The following is a 20,684-nucleotide window of genomic DNA, read 5'->3' as shown; positions in this document are numbered from 1 at the left end:
CGTCGTACGTTTGTGCGGCGTTTTTTTAAATGTTCCCGTGCTCTACACTTTGACAGTAGTTTTCAAACCCAGCGAGACTCGCTGGCGTAGGTGGACTGGCGTGGAATTCAGCAATGCGATCTGGCGTCACTGACGTCTTGCCGTTCCGCAAGCTACAGTTAAAGACTGTCAGATCGCTGCAAGGTTCCACACACTTTGCTTTGTTGGTATTCAATCCCGCTTCAACTATTGCTTGCATCAATTCATTGTAGCGCGATACCAACTGAGCGGGGTCATTAGATGATAAAGATATGTCGTCAACGTATACTGCGACTGTTGTATCTGCGCTTATTCGTTGAAGTGCGCTCCCAACTTCTGAGACATCCATGACCAGCGTAGCAAGTATTGGCGATTGTACGAAGCCATAGGGTAGGGCGTAGCGAGGACTTCCATAAGGATTCCTAACACATGCCCATTTGCCGTAGTGTGCGGGCCGTGAAACAGCGACTTTTCGTAGCGCACGAACTACACGATTGCGCGCGATTGAGTAGAAGAAATTTTCACTGTCAACTTTGCAGAAATAAGTGTTTTCGCGATGCGAATGTATGGCAGCCACGTGGCCACCAGCTCTCAAATGAAAGTAATAGTCAGGAAATAAATGCGCATTCTCAACGCGCTGTTTGACGTCTTCACCAATTTTACGGCCAAGATCAGATGGCGCAAATACAGGTTTTCCGTTTAAGCGGAATGAATGCGTATAGTTCTCGAATTTGACGGGCATAGTTGACGACCTTACTCACAAGTTCTGCGGCCTCGTTGGCGATGCGAAGTAGTAGGAATACTACCAGCAGCCACGGGCGCAGCTTGTGAGCAAGGTGGTTGAGTTTAGACGTGTATTTCATCGTAACTCTCCTTCATGCATAACCAACGGCAACCTGCAGCTTCATTCACACGAAGCCGCCAACTAAGAGATCAAATGGATAATCTCAAAGCTAATACTCAAGTTTACCTAAAGGGAAACTATAGGTATCAGCCAATGTAAGCTGCGGGCTATCGCCGTTGACGAGTGGAAGCTATTTCGCGGAGAAGTTGAGCGCAAGGCAAAAAATTAGCAGCTTGGTGTTACCCATTCAGTATCCGCAGCAAAGTTTCGCCCTCTATCAAGTCATCATTCTTTGCCGCCAGCGCCTTCATCGCAATTTCTTCTGTCACCACGTAGTTCTGTCGTTCAACGCCTAAAGCCGCCAACAGCCCTGTTTCATCCAGTTTGCCCGCTGCAAGCATATTGAACGCAGTAGCCACCACGCCCCCGCCATTTGCCGCCGCTTCCTTCTTTGGGCTTTTTCGCATGTCGCGCCCGCTGTGCATTTCAGCATTCAAAATAGGGCTAAACTTGCTGTAGTGCTTATCAATCATCGTAGTGCCAGTGCCCATTTGTTTGCTCAGTGCATGTGTGCTGATGCCGCGCTTCAAGTCCCGCGTCGCATAGTAGTGCCGCAAGCTGTACAGAGTGCGGGATTTGCCATCCGCGCCCACTTTCAAACCCAAGTTATCCAGCAGTGCATTAAACGCACGACTCAAACTGGCATTGTTGGCGACCGCACCTAAACGCGTCGTGAATACATGCTCGTTGGATTTGGCTGCGATGAGCTGAGCGAAGCTGTCGTAGCTGAGAGCGGGGTTCAGCTTGCTTTGCCTGTCCAAGTAGCCTTCCACTGTGTCTCGCGCCACTGCGCTTCTCTTTCGCGTTTTCCCGTCTACGTTCACCACCAAGTAGCGCTCGCCGTCATTCTCCTGCCATTCAATGTTGCGCCAACGTAGCGGCAAAGCCTCTGTGCCGTGTCGCACGCCAGTGTTTGCCAGAAACAGCACGTAGTTTCGCAGCACTTCGCGCGTTGCAATCGCTTTCTTGTCTTTCGTCTTTTTGTGCCAACTGCGCAGCGCCGTATAAATCTTCTTGTACTCTGCGTCCGTGAAGCTGCCTCTGCTTTCGCTTTTGACACCTTTGTTAAGCAGAGTGGGGCGCATGGATTTTACGATCCAGCCGTGCAGTTCTGCTTCATCAAGCACTCTGTTCAGTGCTGCATTGTGATTGTTGATGCCGCTTTGGGAGAACGGCTTTTTGTTGGTCTCAGTACGCCACGCGTCAAAAGCCGTCAGCGCAGCCAAATCTATCTTCGCTACGTCAGTGTTTCCAAAATACGGGATGAGCCAAATACGCAGCGCTGAGAAGTAATCCTTGTAAGCTTGCTTGCCGCCGCCCTCATCAAGTTCACGCTGCATTCGCGCAATCGCATACTCAGCTACGTGCTTGAATTTGCGGGTTTGAGCGGGGAGGTGATTTTTGATGCGCGCTTTGGTCTCATGGTACAACTCAATTGCGCGTTCTTTAGCTTCCTCCAAGTCGTCCGTCTTTGTGCTTTTCACAACACGTTTGCCGTTGTCCAAAGTCAGCCGCACGTACCAGTTTTCGCTGCCCTGGCGCTTGTCCAGCTTGAGTTTTTTGTGCACATTTACAGTGGTAACGCCGTAGCTCATCGCGTGCTGCTTCGCCTAGTTGTCTGTTTTTTCTCAGTATACGGCAAAAGGTCTTAAAATGCAGTCGAATCTGCACGCGGACTGTGTACGAATTGTGTACGGATCGTAGCGAACTAGATCTTGTGTTAATTTTTTGGGATTTGCGGGAAAACCACAATATGTTGGAGGCGAGTACCGGAATCGAACCGGTGTACACGGATTTGCAATCCGCTGCGTCACCACTCCGCCAACTCGCCTTTTCAAGTAAAATCAAATACTTGCTGTGGTGTGACAGGCGTTTTAACAGCTTTCTTCTGGGGCGTCCAGAGGGTTGCGGCGAAAATTCAGCAAGCGCAGGCGTGCCATATCGGAAACAGGTTCACTTTCTTGTTCTGCAACAAAAGTTTCGATGCCTGAGCCGTTGCCGGTTTTATCCGGATATGGCACAAGCCCAGCATCCAAGGGAATAGAACGAGCGATCCAATGACAGATTTCGCAGCCCGGCGCCGCACTATGGTCGATACGCAAATCCGGCCTTCTGATGTCACGAAATTTCCGATTATCGATGCGATGCTTAGCGTCAGGCGTGAAAACTTCGTGCCCGATGCGCAGCGCGAGGCAGCATATGTTGAAGGGCTGCTTGATCTGGGGAACGGTCGCTGCCTGCTGGAGCCTCGGACGCTTGCCAAAATGTTGGATGCGCTGAATATTTCCAATTATGAGGTCGTGCTCGATATCGCGCCGGCGATGGGGTATTCTACTGCTGTTGCCGCAAAGATGGCGCAGCTTGTGGTTGCGGTGGAAGAGGATGAAGAACTCGCCACCGAGGCCCAAACCGTTTTGATGGAAGCAGACGCAGATAACGCAATCGTGCATGTCGGGCCTTTGGAGCAGGGTGCAACCGAACATGGCCCCTACGATGTCATCCTGATTCAGGGCGGGGTCGAGCATGTGCCTGACGCGTTGCTCGCGCAGCTCAAGGATCATGGCCGGATCGCATGCCTTTTCATGGATGGTGAATTGGGAACTGTTCGGATCGGCCACAAATCCGGCGAACGCGTGACTTGGCGCCACGCGTTTAATGCCAATGCCCCGGTTTTGCGCGCTTTTTCCACAGATCGTGTATTTTCGCTATAATTCCGGGACAGATTGTCCTGCCACCTTGATTAGTTGAACATAAACGCGCAAACTGTCCGCAGGGCTGCGTAATTTTGGTTTGAGAGGATTTCGTGATGAGTTCTACGGCGGGAGGAAAACTGGTCAAGGCGTTGGCGCTGACGGCTGGTATCGCGCTTAGTGTTGTGCCAGGTCGGGGCGCATGGGCAGACAATCTGACAGACGCGTTCATTGGTGCTTATAACACCAGCGGGCTGTTGGAACAAAACCGGGCCTTGCTGCGTGCTGCCGACGAAGATGTGGCGATCGCATTGGCCGCGCTGCGTCCGATCATCAACTTTGCCGCTCAGGTCAGCCAGGATTATACCCGCTCGACCATTGACGATGTGACGGTCCGAAATGAACCATCTACGTTCTTTGCTGGTCTGACGCTTAGTCAGCTGATCTACGATGGTGGCTTTTCGGTTCTGGGCAAGCAATCGGCGCAAGAAATCGTTCTGTCCACACGTCAAAGCCTGATTGATGTGGAACAGGCCGTGCTGTTCCGAGCCGTAAATGCTTATTTGGCCGTTGTTCTTCAGGAAGAAACCGTTCAGATTCAATTGAACGATGTGGAAGTTTCTGCCGAGGAACTCCGCGCTTCGCAGGACCGTTTCGATGTGGGCGAGGTGACGCGCACGGACGTGGCGCTGTCGCAGGCGCAGCTTGCTAGCGCTCAGGCGGAACTGTCCGTTGCGCGCGGGAACCTGAGCACGGCGCAGGCCGAATACGTTAACGCCGTAGGTAAAGCGCCGGGCGCGACGGCTGGTCAGCCCAGCCTGCCCAACCTGCCGCGGTCAGAGGCGGAGGCGATTGCCCTGGCTCAACGCAACCACCCGGCGATCCTGTCATCTCAGCATGAGGTTCGTGCCTTTGATCTGGCCGTTCTTCAGCAGCGTGCAAACCTTGGCCCGAATGTTACTTTGAACGCGGATGCCGGGATTACCGAAAGCTACGACAACGACGATTCAATCGAAGACGCGACGGTCGCTTTGACCTTCACTCAGCCGATCTATGCTGGTGGCGCCTTGGCCGCGCAGGTCCGTCGTGCAATGGCGACCCGTGACGCGTCCCGCGCGAACCTGCTAAACGTACAGAAAGATATCACGCAAGGCGTTTCCGTGGCTTATGCCAACTTCCAGGCTGCATCGGCCAGCCTGCGCGCTTCGACCGAGCAGGTGCGAGCTTCTCAAGTGGCCTTTGACGGCATCCGGGAAGAGGCGACCTTGGGCGCTCGGACGACGCTGGATGTTCTGAACGCACAACAAGACCTGCTGGATGCGCAGCTCAATGAGGTTGCATCGCGCACCGAACGGTCGCTGGCTGCCTATCAGTTGTTGCAGGCGCAAGGTCTTTTGACGGCCGAGCGTTTGGGGCTGGCCGTGCAAATCTATGACCCGACGCTGTATTACAATCTGGTCAAGAAAGCACCGGCACAGGTTAGCAAGCAGAGCAAGGATCTGGATCGGGTACTCAAGGCCCTGCGCCGCGACTAACCCAGGACACAGTCTGTTGTGAGGGCCGAAGTGTTTGGCTACACTCGATTCTGAGGAAAGAGTGGTAGAGAAGAATGACGGATAAAGTCGTAGACGGGAGAGTAGAGGACGTTTTGTCCTCTATCAAACGCCTGGTCGGTGAAGAAGGCCGCAAAATCCCCGATCTCGTTCCGTCTTCTTTGGCACGAAAGCCCGGTAGATTGGTTTTGACGGACGCACTGAGAGTCGGGGATAATGAGGACGGTAAACCCATTGCAGACCCGGTGGTGGATGCGTCAGTCAAACCTATGGTTCTGCGCGCCCGGGATGCAGTAGAGAGTGAGGCGTCGCAACCCGTCCCAACCCCAGAGAAAGTTCCGAGTTTCAGCCTGAGTTCCAAGATAGAAGCGCTGGAGGCGGCGATTGCCCGCACCGAGGATCAGTGGGAACCCGACGGTGATAGCGATGACGCCTATTCTGGAACTCCGACCCGTGCTTTGGGTTGGAGCGTCGGGAACGAAGCCAAAGAGGATGAAGTGGTGGAAGAGGGGCTCTCGGACACCAAAGCAACCTTCATCCGTGACCCTGAGGTCATCGCGGCGACCGAGGCTGAAGAACAGCCTGAACCTCCTGCGATGGATGAAGACGCGTTGCGCCAGCTTATCGCGCAGGTCGTGCGGGAAGAGCTTCAGGGCGTGCTGGGCGAACGCTTCACCCGCAACGTGCGAAAAATGGTCCGGCGCGAGATTTATCGGGCTTTGGCTGAGCTGGAATCCAGCTAGACGCTAGGCCCGGCAGGGCTGTTGCGCCAGTTCCAAAAGCTGATCCAAATCCATATGCTGCTCAAGATGGTCGGCCAATGCGTCCAGCGTCTCGTCCACGCCGTCCTCGTAATTGATCTCTGAGACAGCCCCCAATTCCGACAGGTAACGCGCGCGGAACGCATCGGACGAAAATATCCCGTGCAGATAGCTGCCGCGAATACGTCCAGTTTTGTCTGCGGCACCCTCGGGCCGACCTTCAACCTCCAGCCAAGCGCGGGCGCAGTCGGGGCCCTCGGTCCGGCCCATATGGATTTCATAGCCTGACACCGGTTCTTTGCCGGGAACCGCATGCGCCTGCCGCAACGTGACCTGCTTCTGGCCAGCCATGATGGTATCGACGTCCAGCAAGCCCAGCCCATCGACTGTTCCTGGTCGACCATCGACGCCGCCGGGATCGGAGATGGTATTGCCCAGCATCTGATACCCGCCACACAGGCCCAAAACATGACCACCGCGCCGCACATGGCCATAGAGGTCCACATCCCACCCCTGCGCCCGGAAATAGATCAGGTCGCCGATAGTGGATTTACTGCCTGGCAGCAGCACAAGGTCAGCATCGCCGGGCAGGGGGCGCCCCGCAGGGACGATCTCGACCGTGATGCCTGGTTCAGCCGAGAGCGGGTCCAGATCGTCAAAATTGGCCATCCGCTCAAGTTGCGGCACCACCACTTTGCAGGTCCCGCCCTCGTGAGAGCGGATGTCCATCATATCCTCGGCAGGCAGTTTCCATGCGTCGTTGAACCACGGCACGACACCCACGCAGGCCCAACCGGTCCGCGCTGCGATATCGTCACGCCCTTCATCGAAAAGGGATACATCGCCTTTGAAGCGGTTCACCGCAAAGCCCTTGATCATCGCTAGATCGCTGGCTTCTAGCACTGCCTGCGTGCCTACAATCTGTGCGATTACACCGCCGCGGTGAATGTCGCCGACCAGCACGACCGGCACACCTGCGGCGCAGGCAAAGCCCATATTGGCAATATCTCCCTTACGCAGGTTGGTTTCAGCCGGACTGCCTGCGCCCTCGACCAGAACCAGATCGGCATCCGCACAGAGCCGGTCAAAGCTTTCCAGCGCAGCCCCCAGCAGCTTGGATTTGTCCTTGCGGTAGTCACCCGCCTTCATCGTTCCAGCCCGCTGCCCCTGCACGATGATCTGCGCCCCCGTGTCGGTTTCGGGTTTGAGCAGAATCGGGTTCATATCCGTATGCGTCGGCCTGTTCGCTGCCCACGCCTGAAGCGCCTGCGCGCGCCCGATCTCGCCGCCGTTTTCGGTTACGGCGGCGTTGTTTGACATGTTCTGCGGCTTGAACGGAGCCACGCGCAGCCCGCGTCGTGTATAGGCGCGAGCCAGCCCGGCCACCAAAACCGATTTACCCACATTGCTGCCGGTACCCTGAATCATGATGGCGCGAACCATGCTTGTTCTCCTATAACCTGACGGGCACATGACCCGATTTGATGGCAGAGGAAAAGCCCCCGATGAACACGCCAGCCCATCTTTTGATCGGAGCCGCCGCCTTTGCGCGCCCGTCCTATGGCCGAACTCTGCGTGCCGTTCTGATTGGGTCGGTGCTGCCGGACCTGTCGCTCTATCTGATGGCGGGGGTGTCGCTGTTCATTCTGAACATCCCCGAGCAGGTGGTGTTCGGGCAGCTTTATTATTCCGACGCGTGGCAGACCGTTTTTGCCATCGACAACTCGTTTCTAGTCTGGGGGCTGGCACTGGCCATCGGGGTATTGCTGGGCGCGCGTTTGCTGGTGCTGGGCGCCTCGGCCGGGTTGCTGCATCTGGGTACCGATTTTCTGCTGCATGCAGGGGATGGACGGGCGCAGTTTTGGCCGCTGAGCAATTGGGTCTTTCACAGCCCGATCAGCTATTGGGACAGCGCCCATCACGCACAATGGGTCGTGCTTGTGTCGATTACAGCCTGCGCGGTGTCATATATCGCGCTGTGGCGGCGCGGGTTGACCCTTCCGACAAAGATCTTCTTCGCAGCTTTGCTTGCAGCCGAAGTCTGGGTCGCTCGGCAGTGGCTGTTGTTTTTCTGACGTTGGTTTAGCCAAAAGAAAAGCGCGCTCTGGCAGTCAGAGCGCGCTTTTTCTCAAAGGCAGCAGTTCAGATCAGGCGGCTTCGGCCTGCTGAGCAGCGTTACGGCGTTCGCTTTCCTCGCGCGACAGCGCGACCGAGGTGCGCACACCGCGCCCCACGAATTCCATCAGGCCGCTGACAACCCGCTCATTGGGGTCGATACCCGCGCAGGACAGCACCTCGCGGCCATCGCGAGAGCGGGCCCAGCGGGCGATTTGTTCGGGGCCATTGCCGTATTTCTTGTCATCGGCAATTGCATCATCCAGCGCAGCCAGAACGACGGCTGCAAAAAGTTTGCGCGCACGGTTGCCTTGCTCATTGTTAAAGGCGGTGCCGTCAACGAAATCTCTCATCTCGTCTTCCTTGTTGTTCTTGCTCTTGCATTTTCGGCGTGACGGTCCTTATGACCTATAAAGTGTGATTCGGATACAGCTAATATGCATAGTTGCGTTGCGTCACTCGCATAGCTTGCTGCATGTGCAGCACTAGGTCTCGTTGTCTTGCCAGGTGTGGTCACGCCAGATATAGGAAGCGCAACTGACGCATCAACCGTTTGTGAAGGATTTATGTCATGCCCAAGATAAATGGGAACGAAATTCGCCCCGGCAATGTGCTTGAGCATAATGACGGCCTGTGGGCAGCCGTAAAAGTCGATCACGTAAAGCCCGGAAAAGGCGGTGCTTTTGCACAGGTCGAACTGCGTAACCTGCGCAACGGGTCGAAATTGAACGAACGGTTCCGCTCGGCGGACAAGGTCGAGCGTGTGCGGCTGGAACAGAAGGATCAGCAGTTCCTCTACGAATCCGACGGCATGCTGGTGTTCATGGATTCCGAGACCTATGAGCAGATCGAACTGCCATCGGAACTGCTGGGCGAACGTCGCCCGTTTCTGCAGGACGGCATGACCATTGTGGTTGAGTTCTACGAAGCGGAGGCCCTGAACGCCACGCTGCCCCAGAAAGTGACCTGCAAGATCGTCGAAACCGAGCCTGTCGTCAAAGGTCAGACCGCTGCGAACTCGTTCAAACCGGCCATTCTGGACAATGGCGTCAAGGTCATGGTGCCGCCCTTCATCGGTCAGGATGAGATGATCGTAGTGAACACCGAGACTATGGAATATTCCGAGCGCGCGTAAGCTGCACTGAAATCACCAAGAGGCCGCGTTAGCCAAGGCTACGCGGCCTTTTTTATGTGCGGCGCTTGATACGGCGGTATTGCTCGGGGTGGGGGCCGAACAGTTCCAGCATCAGCTCATACTTGATGCGGTTGGCGCTGACCTGGCGGTAGAAGGCGATCAGAAACGCGGTCGGTCCCTGGATCCGGGCCAGCCCGCTTGTTGCGGCAACCACGGTGCCGACATCGGTGCGCCCTTGCAGAACCAGCCAACCGCCCAGCATCAGTATGCCAACGGTGCCTGCGCCGTTGATGACGCTGAGCAGGAATTTGGCAGACAGCTTCCAGAGAAACATCCGGCGGCGGGTTTCATAGATGTCGTCGAACTGCGCCTCGACCTCACGCGCAGCGGCGTCGATCTGGGCCGAAGTCAGCCGGTCCGTGGCGCTGCGCAGAATGCGCACGCGTTCAGCCACAAAGACATTCACTTTGCGTTGCGACACCAGCACGATGACGATCTGCGGCACGATCATCGAAAAAGCGATCAGTCCCAGCCCCGGCTGTGTGGAGGAAATATATCCTATCACGCTGATCAACGTTCCGATTTGCACGACCGGGTCGGAAAACGCACCACCTGCGAATTTGCCGAGCTCTTCCGCTTCGGCCGAGATGGCGGTGGTCATGGTCCCCTTGCGCACGTCTTCGCCCGTTTCGTTCAGATCAGCAGACCTGACCAGCAGCCGCTGACGGATAAGGCGGATCATGTCTTCGCCCAGCGTGCCCGAGCGGTATCCCAGCACCCATTTCAACCCGAGGCTCAGCAGGATAACCCCCATCATCCCCGCGCCCAGCAACATCAGGTGATCGGCATCAATATTGGCCGAGGTCAGGTGGTTGACGATATCGCGTTGAAATTCCAGTGGGACGGCGGCAAGGGCGGCCACCGCAATGGACAGGGCGATCAGGATGATCTGTCGCCCGGCGCTGGCGCGCCAGATCGCTCTGTATAGCTTGAACATACCCGCACCCGTGTTGGTCCCGTCGGCATTGTGACAGCGCCAGGGTAGGGGTGGCAATCTTTACTCGCGGTGACGGGGATCAGCCGTGCCGATTGCGCAACAATTCAACCGCTTAGCCGAACCGTCGCTGCGTCGGCCTGCATATCGCCGGTTGCGCGATCCAGCCGCAGATACGCGATGGCAGCGCCGCCCGACTGAGTGAACAACGTCCCAACAGGTTTGCCACCTGCGTTGATTTCCGTTCCGACCGGGGCGCTGCCGTCGATCAGCACCCTGCGCAGACCTTTGCGCAACTCGGTCTTGTGCTTCATGCGGGCGGTGACCTCTTGCCCGACATAACAGCCCTTCTTGAAATCGACGCCGTTAAGCGCTTCGAACCCGGATTCGAGGATGTAGCTGTCTGGGGTCAGCTCAACGCCCGTCTCAGGGATGCAATTTCGCACACGGATGGCGTCCCAATCGGTGCCGTCGTCGCTTTCAGAAGCAGCGCTATACGTCCGCCAGCCCATGTCATTGTGGCGTGGGTCGGGCAGGGCGCCGTCGGGCGCAGGGCCGGTGCCGCGTTGCAGATTCAACCCGCTGTCCGCGATCGTGACGTCCGCGCGCAGCTTGTACATGCTCAGACGCTTGACCAGCCCGTCCGCCAGAGTTTCTGCCACGTCCAGCAAGACAGCGTCGCCCCGACGCGTCAGAAAGAAATCGGCAAGGTATTTGCCCTGCGGCGTCAGCAGCGCTGCATAGACCAACCCGCCCTCCATCCCGGCGATATCGTTTGTCACCAGCCCTTGCAGGAAACTGTCAGTGTCCGCGCCACTCAGGCGCAGGATGCGGCGATTGGGCATGGGGGTGTCCTCGTGCTTTCCCTCGGCTTCGTGATATAGGAGTTCGCGCCGACAAGACCAGAGGGTAATCCACGTGCCAGCACCGATCTCGATCGTCATCCCAACCCTGAACGCGGCTCAGACCTTACCCGCAACGCTTGAGGCGTTGATGGAAGGGCTGCATACCGGCCTGATCAGGGAGTTGATCGTTTCGGACGGTGGATCGACGGACCAAACCCTAGAGATCTCGGATGAGGCCGGGGCTGAAATCGTGTCCTGTGCCGCGTCGCGCGGTGGTCAGTTGCGCCGGGGGTGTACCGAGGCCAAGGGCGAGTGGCTGCTGGTTCTGCACGCCGATACCGTATTGCAGCAGGGCTGGACCAAAGTGGTTGGGGATCATCTGCGATATGGCACCCCGGGGGTCTTCCGGCTGGCGTTTTCTGCCTCGGGTTTTGCACCGACATGGGTGGCGGGTTGGGCCAACCTGCGCAGCCGGATATTTGGCTTGCCCTATGGCGATCAGGGGTTGCTGGTTCCGCGCCGCCTGTATGAAAAGGCGGGAGGGTTCCCGGATCAGCCATTGATGGAGGACGTGGCGTTGGTGCGTCGCCTTGGCCGCATCACTCTGTTGCCGGTCCGGGCCTTTACGAGTGCGGACCGATACCAGAAGGCGGGTTGGCTGCGTCGAGGGACGCGGAACCTTTGGACTCTGACACGGTATTTTCTTGGCGCGGACCCGGAGCGGCTGGCTCAGGCGTATCGGCGCTGAAGGCGGTGCGTAGTTCTACAAGCGATTTGCCCAGACGGAACGGTGCAGCAAAGCTGACCAGACATAGGGCAATGATCTGCAACACCAATATATGCGCGTTGGCTTGTAGATATTCCCATTCGTCCTTCAACTTCCCGACTTGCGCAATCAGATCCTCGTAGCTTCGGGCAAGGATCAGATAGTCACCGGCAATCGCAGGCACCTTGCGGCGCATATTGTCGATGGCAATCTGGGTTTTGTCGTCCACGGTCGTAAAAACCAGAAATTGGTCGATATCGAAAGCGCTGGCTTTTTCGGCCATCGCGCGTGCGTCGTCCATTTCGTCCTTGGCCTGACGTCCGAACAGGAAGTGCAGTCCTTGCAGCGGCGCGACCTCGTTGGTCACGGCGATAAACAGGGGCAGGTCAGCGTTGCTGGCCGTAGACGCTGACAGGAATTCCACCTTTTCGCACAGAACGCCAATGTCATCATCATAGGCCGGGTCGCAAAACCGCAGGCGAAAGCGGGCAGCGTCTCGGTCAAAGGCCAGTGTAGCGGCATAGGCCACGTCGATTTGTCGGTCGAGACGAGAACTGTCTGCAGTGTAAAGACCTGCCAAAACGGCAACCAATGCGCCGATGCCACCCAACACGACCCAGACCAGATCGGCCAGTTTCCACGCTCGATGCCCCGCAGGTTTGCGGAACAGAAACCCGGTGCCTACGAGTCCGATCAGAAAAAACAGGATCAGAAGCGGCAGTTGATTATCGGCGACAAAACTCATGCCCATAAAGTGAACGCGCGGCCCCGCAGTGGCAACACTGATCACGGGCAGTTGTAAATTATAGCAATTTCAGATGTTAAGAACCCGAGTTTTGACCGAACTTGCGGAACAGCTTGGTACGGTCAAAGGCGGCCTCAAGTTCGTCGGTGCGGTCTTTGACCGAATCCCAAAGGCGTTCCTGAACCTCGGCGATGGCGCACTCCATCAGCGTCAGGATCGACGCCATCGAATCCCACGCTGACGGTACCGCAATCCGTGCGGCAAAGGTATGTTTGGCCAGTCGGTGAATGGGCGAGCGCCACTGGTCTGTGAACAGCACAATCTCGGCCCCGCGTTCCTGACAGAGCTGCCCGATCAACATGGTTGAGTTCTCGTAGCGCCGCACGTCCAGCGCGATTAGGACATCATCCTTGCGTACATCCAGCAGATCATGTGTCCACGACGCAGCCACCGGTAACATTCGGACGTCGGGACGGATCATTTGCAAATGCAGGTACAGGTACTGCGCCATTGTACCTGTGATGCGTCCTCCGGTGATGAAAATACGTCGGTTGGGATCGGATAACAGGTTGCAAAAACTGTCAAACTCGGCTGGATCGACCTCATCAATCGTGCGCTTTTGGTTGGCGAGGGATTGCTGGGAGTAGCGGTTGAGGATGTGTTCTTCGGGCAGATCGTTTTGCCAGACATCACGCTTGGCGATGGGGCCCGAGATCATCTCTTTTACTTCGCCCCGCAGGGCGGCCTGAAATTGCGGATAGCCGTCAAATCCGGTCTTTTGCAGCATCCGTGCCACCGTGGTGGTCGAGACCGAGGCGGTGCTGGCCAGTTCAGTAATGCTGCCCAAGCCTGCCATGGGATAGTCATCCAGGAGCACACTGACAAGTTGCCGTTCCGAAGGCGTCATCTTGTCCCGATGGGCCAGCAGCCTGTCCGTCACCCGCACTAAACGATCCTCCTGTATGCGACAAAGGCATAATGTGAATAATTTTTCATCAAGATCAAGTCTGGAGAAAATTGTACAGGAAAATTATTGACAGGTGATCGACGTGTGTGGAAATTTTTCCACAAAGAAGATTCTGGGAATCGCGGGGCGATAGGTTGGATTTCGGCACAGTTGTTCACACTGACTTGGCAGGCAACGCCCCGAAGGTGGTGTTGGTCTGCGAACACGCGTCGAACCGCATCCCTGCGTTTCTGGGCGACATGGGCCTAGGCGCCGAGGCGCGCGACAGTCACATCGCATGGGACCCCGGCGCATTGGCCGTGGCCCGGATGATGTCTGCCGAACTCTCGGCACCGCTGGTTCATGGTGGTGTGTCGCGGCTGGTCTATGACTGCAACCGCCCCCCCGAAGCGCCGGGCGCCATGCCCGTCCGGAGCGAGGACTACGACATCCCCGCAAATGCCCAGATGTCGGATGAAGAAAGGCAGGCCCGTGTCCACGGGGTCTATGACCCGTTTCGACAAGCCTTGTCGGCTGTGATTGACCGCAACCGCGCCTCACTGGAGTTGCTGGTGACGATCCATAGCTTCACGCCAATTTATCACGGACAAAAACGTCAGGTCGAGCTTGGCATACTGCACGGAGTCGATGATCGGTTTGCCGCCGCGATGATGGCAACGAAAGCCGTTGAGAACCCGTATATCACGCGACTGAACGAGCCGTATTCGGCCAAGGACGGCGTGGCCCACACATTGGATGTGCAGGCATTGCCCAATGGTTTGCTGAACGTGATGATCGAAATCCGCAACGACTTGATCCGCACGCCTCAGCAGCACGCAACCGTCACCAACTGCCTTGTACCGTGGATCAAGCGGACCTTGGCGACCTTCGAAGAAAGGGCGGCCGAGTGATCCGGGCGATGAGCATATATGTCCGAGTCGTTGACGCGATCAACTACCGGATCGGGCGGGTGATGATGTGGGGCCTGTTCGCGATGATGGGCATCCTGCTGTGGTCGTCGATCTCGAAAACCTTCTTTCTGCCGTCGCTGTGGACCCTGGAAATGGCGCAATTTGCCATGGTGACCTATTACATCATGGGCGGGCCGTATTCGATCCAGCTGGGTTCGAACGTACGGATGGACCTGTTTTATCACAACTGGAGTCACAAGAAGAAAGCGTGGTTCGACGCCTTCACCGTGCTGCTGTTGATTCTGTATCTGGGCGTGCTGTTCTATGGCGGCTTGGGCTCAACTGCCTATAGCCTTGGGTATTGGGGCACGGAACCCGTGGCTTATTTCACTGGTCTTCTGACCGGCAGTGAAGAGGTTGGGCGGCTCGAGCGTTCCTCGACCGCGTGGCGACCTTATATCTGGCCGATCAAATCGATCATGACGCTGGGCTTCTTCCTGATGCTGCTGCAGGCGATATCGGAATTCTTCAAAGACATAGCCCGGATCAAAGGGCAGGAAATCGGGGTCGCTCGGGCATGAGCCAGGAATATATCGCCATTTTCATGTTCGCCTCGATGATGCTGATGCTTTTCACAGGTCAGCGCGTCTTTGGCGCAATCGGAGCGGTTGCTACCGTTGCCGCGCTGGCCCTGTGGGGAACAGGCGGGCAGGACATTACATTTTCAGCCGCCATGAAGCTGATGAAGTGGTATCCACTGCTAACGCTGCCGATGTTCATCTTCATGGGCTACGTGTTGTCAGAAAGCCGTCTGGCCGATGACCTCTATCGGATGTTCCATGTTTGGATGGGGCCGGTGAATGGCGGGTTGGCAATTGGTACGATTGGCCTGATGGTGCTGGTTTCGGCCATGAACGGGCTCAGCGTGGCGGGGATGGCGATTGGCGCGACCATTGCGCTGCCGGAATTGCTGCGGCGGGGCTACGACAAGACGATGGTGACGGGGGTCATTCAGGCGGGGTCCAGTCTGGGAATTCTTGTGCCGCCTTCGGTGGTTCTGGTGCTCTATGCGATGATCGCGCGGCAGCCGGTAGGGCAGTTATGGCTGGCAGGGATCGTGCCCGGCCTGCTGATGGCAGGAATGTTCATTCTGTATATCTGGATCCGCTGCCGCATTCAGCCGCATCTGGGCCCCGCAATGGAAGATGCGCATGAGGTCCCGCGGGCCGAGAAAATCCGCCTGCTGGGCGCGGGTGCGCTGCCGCTGATCATCTTTGCCGCTATGATGGTGCCCTTTGTGAATGGCTGGACCTCGCTGGTCGAAAGCTCGGCCATCGGGGCGCTGACGGCGCTGGTCGTGTCGGTGCTGAAACGGCGCATGACGTGGAAGATTTTCGAGGATTGCACCAAGCAGACGTTGGCGATTTCATGCATGTTTATGTGGATCATCCTTGCCGCCCTTGGCTTTGGCGCAGTGTTCGACGGGCTGGGTGCGGTGAAGGCCATCGACAACCTGTTCACCGATCAACTTGGCCTGTCGCCATGGATGATTTTGATCCTGATGCAGCTCAGCTTTATCGTGATGGGCACGTTTTTGGACGACACGGCGATGCTGGTGATCGTAGCCCCACTCTATGTGCCACTGGTGGGGGCGCTGGGCTTTGACCTGATCTGGTACGGGGTGCTGTATACGATCACCACACAGATCGCATATATGACGCCGCCCTTCGGCTATAACCTGTTTTTGATGCGCGCGATGGCCCCGCCCGAGATCACGCTGCGCGACATCTACCGCTCGATCTTCCCGTTTGTGGCGGTGATGGTGCTGGCGCTGACGATTATCATGATCTTCCCGGAACTGGCCTTGTGGCTGCCCGGATATGTTTACGGAAACTAACAAGAATGCCGATGAAAAGGCACGAGAAGAACTGCAACAGAGAGGAAATGACATGACAACAAGACGTAAGTTTCTGCAAACCGCCGGGGTGGGCGTTGCCGCTGCCCCTCTGGCCGCGCCCGCGCTGGCGCAGAGCACGATCACATGGCGGATGCAGACCTATGCCGGTCCAGCTTTGGCGGCCCATGTGATCGACCCGGCCATCGAGATGTTCAACAAGATCGCTGGTGACCGGATGCAGATCGAGCTGTTCTATGCTGATCAGCTGGTCCCGACCGGAGAGTTGTTCCGCGCCATGCAGCGCGGCACCATCGATGCGGTGCAATCGGATGATGACTCGATGGCATCTCCTACCGAAGTCACCGTGTTCGGCGGATATTTCCCGTTTGCCTCGCGCTACTCGCTGGACGTGCCGGTGCTGTTCAACCAGTACGGCCTGAACGAGATCTGGGATGAGGAATATTCCAAGGTCGGCGTCAAGCATATCAGCGCGGGCGCTTGGGATCCCTGCCACTTTGCCACCAAAGACCCGATCAACAGCCTCGCCGATCTGCAGGGCAAACGCGTCTTTACCTTCCCAACGGCGGGCCGCTTCCTGAGCCAATTCGGCGTTGTGCCGGTCACTCTGCCGTGGGAAGACATCGAGGTCGCGGTGCAAACCGGCGAGTTGGACGGCATCGCTTGGTCGGGCATCACAGAAGACTACACCGTGGGTTGGGCTGATGTGACCAACTATTTCCTGACCAACAACATCTCGGGCGCATGGGCAGGATCGTTCTTTGCCAATATGGACCGCTGGAACGAACTGCCGGAAGACCTGCAGACCCTGTTCCGCGTTTGCTGCGACCAATCGCACTACTATCGCCAGTGGTGGTATTGGGGTGGCGAGGCCAGCCTGCGCGTGAATGGCGATAAGATGGAACTGACCTCAATCCCGGACGCCGAATGGGCGCAGGTCGAAGAAGCAGCCGTTGCCTTCTGGGATGAAATCGCAGCCGAGTCCGAGACCAAAGCCAAGGTTGTCGAGATCTTCAAGCAGTATAACGCCGACATGCTCAAGGCCGGACGGCCTTATCGCTACGGCTAATTTCAATGCGATTACGGCGCGCGGCCTCGGTCGCGTGCCGGTATTGGACCTCTGGAACCCCGATCCCCGATGCTAGGCTTGCCTCTGAAACAGACAAGAACACTCTGGTCGCGCCTTGGCGTGAACCGGGTCAGAGGGGTATAGGCCAATGGCTATTGCGGGGTTCCTGATCGAGATTTTTGCGGCGACCATGTTGCTGCTGTTTGCGGTGCGGCTGGTCCGTACGGGCATCGAAAGACGCTTTGGCGCATTGTTCCAGTCGCTGTTGACGCGACACTCGAACACCTTTGTTGCGGGTGCGGCCGGAATGGTTCTGGCAACGATCCTGCAAAGCTCGGCTGCGGTTACAGTTTTGCTGACCGGTTTTGCCGCGGCAGGCATGGTCAGCTTTGGCCTTGCGTTGGCCGGGGTGCTGGGCGCGGATCTGGGTGCAGCGCTTGTCATTCAGGTTCTATCTTATGATTTGGGTTGGCTGCAGCCCGTGCTGCTGGCGCTGGGCGGGTGGCTGTACCTCAAGTCCGACCGCGCCAATGTGCGGCTGATAGGGCGCATTGTTCTGGGCATCGCGTTCATTCTGGTTTCATTGCAGTTCTTGCGCGATGCGGTTGATCCGATCCGCGAGAGCGCCTTTTTGCCCGCCATCGCGGGCTATCTGGAAAGCGACTATTTCAGCGCCTTTATCGTGGGCGCGGTATTGGCCTTTGTCATGCACAGTTCGGTTGCGACGATCCTGATGTGCGTGACACTGGTTCAGATCGGAGCCATCCCTTTTGCTGCCGGGCTGTCGCTGGTTCTTGGGGCCAATCTGGGCTCGGCCTTTATTCCGATCTGGCTGACCCGTGACCTTACGGTTTCCGCGCGTCGTATTCCACTGGCCAACCTTCTGCTACGCGGCAGCGCGGCGCTGGTGATGCTGATTGTGGTCAACGTGACCGGCACGCATCAGACGTTGATGGTCGCAGGGGCAGGGCAGTCGTTGATCTTGGCCCATATCGGGTTCAACCTTGCCGTTTTTGTGCTGGCCACAGGGTTTGTGAACTGGATGGAGCGTCCGGTGACACTGCTGCTGCCCGAGCCCGAGGTTAAGGCGCACGCGATGGACCACTTCTCGGACGCGCTTAGCCCACTGAACGATCCAAGCGCGTCGGGGGCGAACGTTGCGATGTCCTCGGTCCGGCATGAGCTGTTGCAGATGGTCACACAGGTTGAGCGCATGTTCCGCCCGGTTCTGGATATTTATGAGCAGGACGACAGCGATGCGATCTCGGCCCTGTGGCAGCAGGATGAACGGGTGAATGCACAGCTGACCGAAATCCGACGCTTTGTCGCCCGAATGCCGCGCCAAAACATGAGCAAGGCGCAGATCAAGGCGGCGCGCGGCCTGGTCGAATACGCGATCCGGCTTGAGGCGGCGGGCGACGTGGTGTCAAACCGCATGACCCGAACCGCGCAGATCAAACACACTGAACGCACCGAGTTTTCGGCGCAAGGCTGGAAGGAACTCAAGGACCTGCACGCGGCTGTACTGGCCAGTTTCTCGCTGGCTCGTCATGTGCTGCTGGTGAATGATGTGGACTGCGCCCGCCGTCTGGTGCTGGACAAGGCCGAGGTCAAGCGCCTATCGCGGAACAGTCGTAAGGCGCATTTGAAACGGCTTGAGAGGGGGCAGACCGAGAGCTTTGCCTCAAGTGATCTGCATCTTGAGACGTTGCGCGCCATGCGTGACCTGCACGGGCATATCGCCGCCATCGCCTATCCGATCCTCTACCAAAGCGGGCAGGTGCTGGAGACACGTCTGGTGATGGAAATGGATAGCGAAACGGTCGAGGACTAGGGCCGCTGGGAATAATTTGGGACGACGGTCCCAGAAGATGACAAAGGATGAACGGGATGGGCAATGAAGCAAGATTGAACGATCTCAAAGCCAAGGCCGAAGCTGGTGAGGTCGACACCGTGCTGGTCTGCATGGTCGACATGCAGGGGCGTCTGATGGGTAAGCGGTTCCACGCGGGTCATTTCGTGGCGGGCGCTTGGGAAGAAACCCATTGCTGCAACTATCTGTTGGCCACCGACCTCGAGATGGCGACGCCCGATGGCTATGCTGCCACCAGCTGGGAACGCGGATATGGCGACTATGTGATGAAGCCTGACCTAAGTACTTTGCGCCCGGTTCCGTGGCTTGAGGGCACCGCCATGGTGATGTGCGATGTGTTGGATCACCATACGCATGAGGAAGTGCCCCACGCGCCTCGGTCCATCCTGAAAAAGCAGGTGAACCGGCTTAAGGCCATGGGCTATGACGCCATGTGCGCCACCGAGCTGGAGTTTTTCCTGTTCGAGAAGAGCTTTGACCAGATCCGCAAGGAAGGGTTTCGCGATCTGGAGCCGATCTCGGGCTATAACGAAGACTATCACATCCTGCAGACCACCAAGGAAGAGCATGTGATGCGCCCGATCCGCAATCATCTGTGGAACGCCGGGATTCCGGTCGAAAACTCGAAAGGTGAGGCTGAGACCGGGCAGGAAGAGCTGAACATCAAATACGCCCCCGCGATGGACACGGCCGAGTATCACTCGATTGCCAAGAACGCAGTGAAAGAAATCGCGTGGCAGCATGGCCATGCGGCGACGTTCCTGCCGAAATGGCATCATGAGAAAGTGGGAAGCTCGTCCCACGTGCATCAGTCGCTTTGGGCAGATGGGGTGCCAATCTTTTTCGACGAAAAAGATCCGCTCGGGATGTCTGATGTCATGAAGAACTACATGGCGGGTTTGCTGAAATACGCCGCCGACTACACCTATTTCATGGCTCCCTACATCAACAGTTACAAGCGGTTCATGAAGGGCACGTTTGCGCCAACGCGGATCATCTGGTCGGTGGACAACCGCACGGCGGGGTTCCGTCTGTGCGGGGATGGCACCAAGGCAGTTCGGGTGGAGTGCCGTATTCCGGGCTCGGACACGAACCCGTATCTGGCGATGGCAGGGATGCTGGCCGCTGGGATTGCCGGGATCGAGGAAGCGCTGGAATTGCAGCCCCCGACACAGGGAGACGTCTATCAGGGCGAAACGGGCATGATCCCCGGCAACTTGCGCGCGGCGCGGGATGCGTTGCATGGGTCGGCCATGTTGCGCGCGGCCATGGGGGATGATGTGGTCGATCACTATGCCCGTGCGGCGGAGGTCGAGATCGAAGAGTTCGAGCGTGTAGTGACGGATTGGGAAATTGCGCGCGGGTTTGAGCGGGCTTAGAGGGCGGGAGCGAGGGGCCAGCCCCTCGCGCTCCCCGGGATATTTTGGGCCAGATGAAGCAGGGA

General features: G+C 57.4%; 20 protein-coding genes and 1 tRNA gene. 12 read left to right on the top strand and 9 right to left on the bottom strand.

Annotated features, from left to right (window positions below; translation table 11 throughout):
- Positions 1-25: 25 nt before the first annotated feature.
- The 4 genes from ACR0CA_RS02785 to ACR0CA_RS02770 all read right to left on the bottom strand — a co-directional run bounded on the left by ACR0CA_RS02785 (position 26) and on the right by ACR0CA_RS02770 (position 2,958).
- Positions 26-760 carry a reverse transcriptase domain-containing protein gene (locus ACR0CA_RS02785; RefSeq protein ID WP_480897380.1) on the bottom strand — a complete coding sequence of 245 codons (735 nt, stop codon included), beginning with the start codon at positions 758-760 and terminating at the stop codon, positions 26-28.
- 341 nt (positions 761-1,101) lie between these two features.
- The gene (locus tag ACR0CA_RS02780; RefSeq protein ID WP_480897379.1) at positions 1,102-2,517 is read right to left on the bottom strand and encodes a tyrosine-type recombinase/integrase; all 1,416 of its coding nucleotides are present in this window, start codon (positions 2,515-2,517) and stop codon (positions 1,102-1,104) included.
- A gap of 162 nt (positions 2,518-2,679) precedes the next feature.
- Positions 2,680-2,753: transfer RNA gene (locus tag ACR0CA_RS02775), tRNA-Cys, on the bottom strand.
- A 43-nt stretch (positions 2,754-2,796) separates the two neighbouring features.
- Positions 2,797-2,958, bottom strand: a complete 162-nt coding sequence (locus tag ACR0CA_RS02770) for a hypothetical protein (RefSeq protein ID WP_480897378.1) — start codon at positions 2,956-2,958, stop codon at positions 2,797-2,799.
- 21 nt (positions 2,959-2,979) lie between these two features.
- On the opposite strand from ACR0CA_RS02770, the gene ACR0CA_RS02765 reads away from it, so the two are divergent.
- The 3 genes from ACR0CA_RS02765 to ACR0CA_RS02755 all read left to right on the top strand — a co-directional run bounded on the left by ACR0CA_RS02765 (position 2,980) and on the right by ACR0CA_RS02755 (position 5,908).
- Positions 2,980-3,633 (top strand): protein-L-isoaspartate O-methyltransferase family protein, encoded by a 654-nt coding sequence (locus tag ACR0CA_RS02765; protein WP_480897377.1) that lies wholly within the window; start codon positions 2,980-2,982, stop codon positions 3,631-3,633.
- Between the two features lie 95 nt (positions 3,634-3,728).
- Positions 3,729-5,147: a TolC family outer membrane protein gene (locus ACR0CA_RS02760; RefSeq protein WP_170770252.1), complete on the top strand. Its 1,419-nt coding sequence runs from the start codon at positions 3,729-3,731 to the stop codon at positions 5,145-5,147.
- 74 nt (positions 5,148-5,221) lie between these two features.
- On the top strand, positions 5,222-5,908 hold the full coding sequence (locus tag ACR0CA_RS02755) for a hypothetical protein (protein ID WP_480502654.1): 687 nt from the start codon (positions 5,222-5,224) through the stop codon (positions 5,906-5,908).
- 3 nt (positions 5,909-5,911) lie between these two features.
- Here ACR0CA_RS02755 and ACR0CA_RS02750 read toward each other — a convergent pair whose 3' ends face one another.
- Positions 5,912-7,369, bottom strand: coding sequence for a cobyric acid synthase (locus tag ACR0CA_RS02750; protein ID WP_480897376.1), 1,458 nt, complete (start codon positions 7,367-7,369; stop codon positions 5,912-5,914).
- Positions 7,370-7,431: 62 nt separating this feature from the next.
- On the opposite strand from ACR0CA_RS02750, the gene ACR0CA_RS02745 reads away from it, so the two are divergent.
- On the top strand, positions 7,432-8,001 hold the full coding sequence (locus tag ACR0CA_RS02745) for a cobalamin biosynthesis protein CobQ (RefSeq protein WP_480897375.1): 570 nt from the start codon (positions 7,432-7,434) through the stop codon (positions 7,999-8,001).
- A 72-nt stretch (positions 8,002-8,073) separates the two neighbouring features.
- Here ACR0CA_RS02745 and ACR0CA_RS02740 read toward each other — a convergent pair whose 3' ends face one another.
- On the bottom strand, positions 8,074-8,394 hold the full coding sequence (locus ACR0CA_RS02740) for a DUF6280 family protein (protein WP_037310273.1): 321 nt from the start codon (positions 8,392-8,394) through the stop codon (positions 8,074-8,076).
- Between the two features lie 218 nt (positions 8,395-8,612).
- On the opposite strand from ACR0CA_RS02740, the gene efp reads away from it, so the two are divergent.
- A complete protein-coding gene (gene efp, locus ACR0CA_RS02735) occupies positions 8,613-9,176 on the top strand; it encodes an elongation factor P (protein ID WP_170770260.1) in 564 nt (187 codons plus the stop codon).
- A gap of 52 nt (positions 9,177-9,228) precedes the next feature.
- Here the strand turns inward: efp and ACR0CA_RS02730 are convergent, their stop codons facing one another.
- Both ACR0CA_RS02730 and ygfZ read right to left on the bottom strand, forming a co-directional pair.
- Positions 9,229-10,173 (bottom strand): ABC transporter transmembrane domain-containing protein, encoded by a 945-nt coding sequence (locus tag ACR0CA_RS02730; RefSeq protein ID WP_170782710.1) that lies wholly within the window; start codon positions 10,171-10,173, stop codon positions 9,229-9,231.
- 104 nt (positions 10,174-10,277) lie between these two features.
- A complete protein-coding gene (gene ygfZ, locus ACR0CA_RS02725; protein WP_480897374.1) occupies positions 10,278-11,015 on the bottom strand; it encodes a CAF17-like 4Fe-4S cluster assembly/insertion protein YgfZ in 738 nt (245 codons plus the stop codon).
- A 73-nt stretch (positions 11,016-11,088) separates the two neighbouring features.
- On the opposite strand from ygfZ, the gene ACR0CA_RS02720 reads away from it, so the two are divergent.
- Complete coding sequence (locus ACR0CA_RS02720; RefSeq protein ID WP_480897373.1) at positions 11,089-11,763, top strand: TIGR04283 family arsenosugar biosynthesis glycosyltransferase; 675 nt, start codon at positions 11,089-11,091, stop codon at positions 11,761-11,763.
- Between the two features lie 839 nt (positions 11,764-12,602).
- Here the strand turns inward: ACR0CA_RS02720 and ACR0CA_RS02715 are convergent.
- Positions 12,603-13,472: a MurR/RpiR family transcriptional regulator gene (locus ACR0CA_RS02715; RefSeq protein WP_170770268.1), complete on the bottom strand. Its 870-nt coding sequence runs from the start codon at positions 13,470-13,472 to the stop codon at positions 12,603-12,605.
- 155 nt (positions 13,473-13,627) lie between these two features.
- Here ACR0CA_RS02715 and ACR0CA_RS02710 point away from each other — a divergent pair, with 155 nt between their 5' ends.
- From ACR0CA_RS02710 to ACR0CA_RS02685, 6 genes are all read left to right on the top strand, one after another.
- A complete protein-coding gene (locus tag ACR0CA_RS02710; RefSeq protein WP_170782707.1) occupies positions 13,628-14,383 on the top strand; it encodes an N-formylglutamate amidohydrolase in 756 nt (251 codons plus the stop codon).
- A gap of 8 nt (positions 14,384-14,391) precedes the next feature.
- Positions 14,392-14,964: a TRAP transporter small permease subunit gene (locus ACR0CA_RS02705; protein ID WP_170788912.1), complete on the top strand. Its 573-nt coding sequence runs from the start codon at positions 14,392-14,394 to the stop codon at positions 14,962-14,964.
- Entirely contained in the window at positions 14,961-16,280 is a 1,320-nt protein-coding gene (locus ACR0CA_RS02700) for a TRAP transporter large permease (RefSeq protein ID WP_480897372.1), read from the top strand. Before ACR0CA_RS02705 ends, ACR0CA_RS02700 begins: the two co-directional genes overlap by 4 nt.
- A gap of 52 nt (positions 16,281-16,332) precedes the next feature.
- On the top strand, positions 16,333-17,367 hold the full coding sequence (locus tag ACR0CA_RS02695) for a TRAP transporter substrate-binding protein (protein WP_170770277.1): 1,035 nt from the start codon (positions 16,333-16,335) through the stop codon (positions 17,365-17,367).
- Between the two features lie 148 nt (positions 17,368-17,515).
- Positions 17,516-19,201: a Na/Pi cotransporter family protein gene (locus ACR0CA_RS02690; RefSeq protein ID WP_480897371.1), complete on the top strand. Its 1,686-nt coding sequence runs from the start codon at positions 17,516-17,518 to the stop codon at positions 19,199-19,201.
- A gap of 56 nt (positions 19,202-19,257) precedes the next feature.
- Entirely contained in the window at positions 19,258-20,619 is a 1,362-nt protein-coding gene (locus ACR0CA_RS02685; protein ID WP_170788909.1) for a glutamine synthetase family protein, read from the top strand.
- Positions 20,620-20,684 lie beyond the last annotated feature (65 nt).

It is taken from the genome of Ruegeria sp. F12 (genome assembly GCF_056533885.1).
The sequence above is the reverse complement of the archived record's forward strand: the minus strand, read 5'-3'. Positions and strand labels throughout refer to the sequence as shown.

Bases quoted from the DNA above. Each gene is read 5' to 3' on its own strand.
- ACR0CA_RS02785 (WP_480897380.1), bottom strand. From the start codon at position 760: ATGCCCGTCAAATTCGAGAACTATACGCATTCATTCCGCTTAAACGGA.
- ACR0CA_RS02780 (WP_480897379.1), bottom strand. From the start codon at position 2,517: ATGAGCTACGGCGTTACCACTGTAAATGTGCACAAAAAACTCAAGCTG.
- ACR0CA_RS02765 (WP_480897377.1), top strand. From the start codon at position 2,980: ATGACAGATTTCGCAGCCCGGCGCCGCACTATGGTCGATACGCAAATC.
- ACR0CA_RS02760 (WP_170770252.1), top strand. From the start codon at position 3,729: ATGAGTTCTACGGCGGGAGGAAAACTGGTCAAGGCGTTGGCGCTGACG.
- ACR0CA_RS02755 (WP_480502654.1), top strand. From the start codon at position 5,222: ATGACGGATAAAGTCGTAGACGGGAGAGTAGAGGACGTTTTGTCCTCT.
- ACR0CA_RS02750 (WP_480897376.1), bottom strand. From the start codon at position 7,369: ATGGTTCGCGCCATCATGATTCAGGGTACCGGCAGCAATGTGGGTAAA.
- ACR0CA_RS02745 (WP_480897375.1), top strand. From the start codon at position 7,432: ATGAACACGCCAGCCCATCTTTTGATCGGAGCCGCCGCCTTTGCGCGC.
- ACR0CA_RS02740 (WP_037310273.1), bottom strand. From the start codon at position 8,394: ATGAGAGATTTCGTTGACGGCACCGCCTTTAACAATGAGCAAGGCAAC.
- efp (WP_170770260.1), top strand. From the start codon at position 8,613: ATGCCCAAGATAAATGGGAACGAAATTCGCCCCGGCAATGTGCTTGAG.
- ACR0CA_RS02730 (WP_170782710.1), bottom strand. From the start codon at position 10,173: ATGTTCAAGCTATACAGAGCGATCTGGCGCGCCAGCGCCGGGCGACAG.
- ygfZ (WP_480897374.1), bottom strand. From the start codon at position 11,015: ATGCCCAATCGCCGCATCCTGCGCCTGAGTGGCGCGGACACTGACAGT.
- ACR0CA_RS02705 (WP_170788912.1), top strand. From the start codon at position 14,392: ATGAGCATATATGTCCGAGTCGTTGACGCGATCAACTACCGGATCGGG.
- ACR0CA_RS02700 (WP_480897372.1), top strand. From the start codon at position 14,961: ATGAGCCAGGAATATATCGCCATTTTCATGTTCGCCTCGATGATGCTG.
- ACR0CA_RS02695 (WP_170770277.1), top strand. From the start codon at position 16,333: ATGACAACAAGACGTAAGTTTCTGCAAACCGCCGGGGTGGGCGTTGCC.
- ACR0CA_RS02690 (WP_480897371.1), top strand. From the start codon at position 17,516: ATGGCTATTGCGGGGTTCCTGATCGAGATTTTTGCGGCGACCATGTTG.
- ACR0CA_RS02685 (WP_170788909.1), top strand. From the start codon at position 19,258: ATGGGCAATGAAGCAAGATTGAACGATCTCAAAGCCAAGGCCGAAGCT.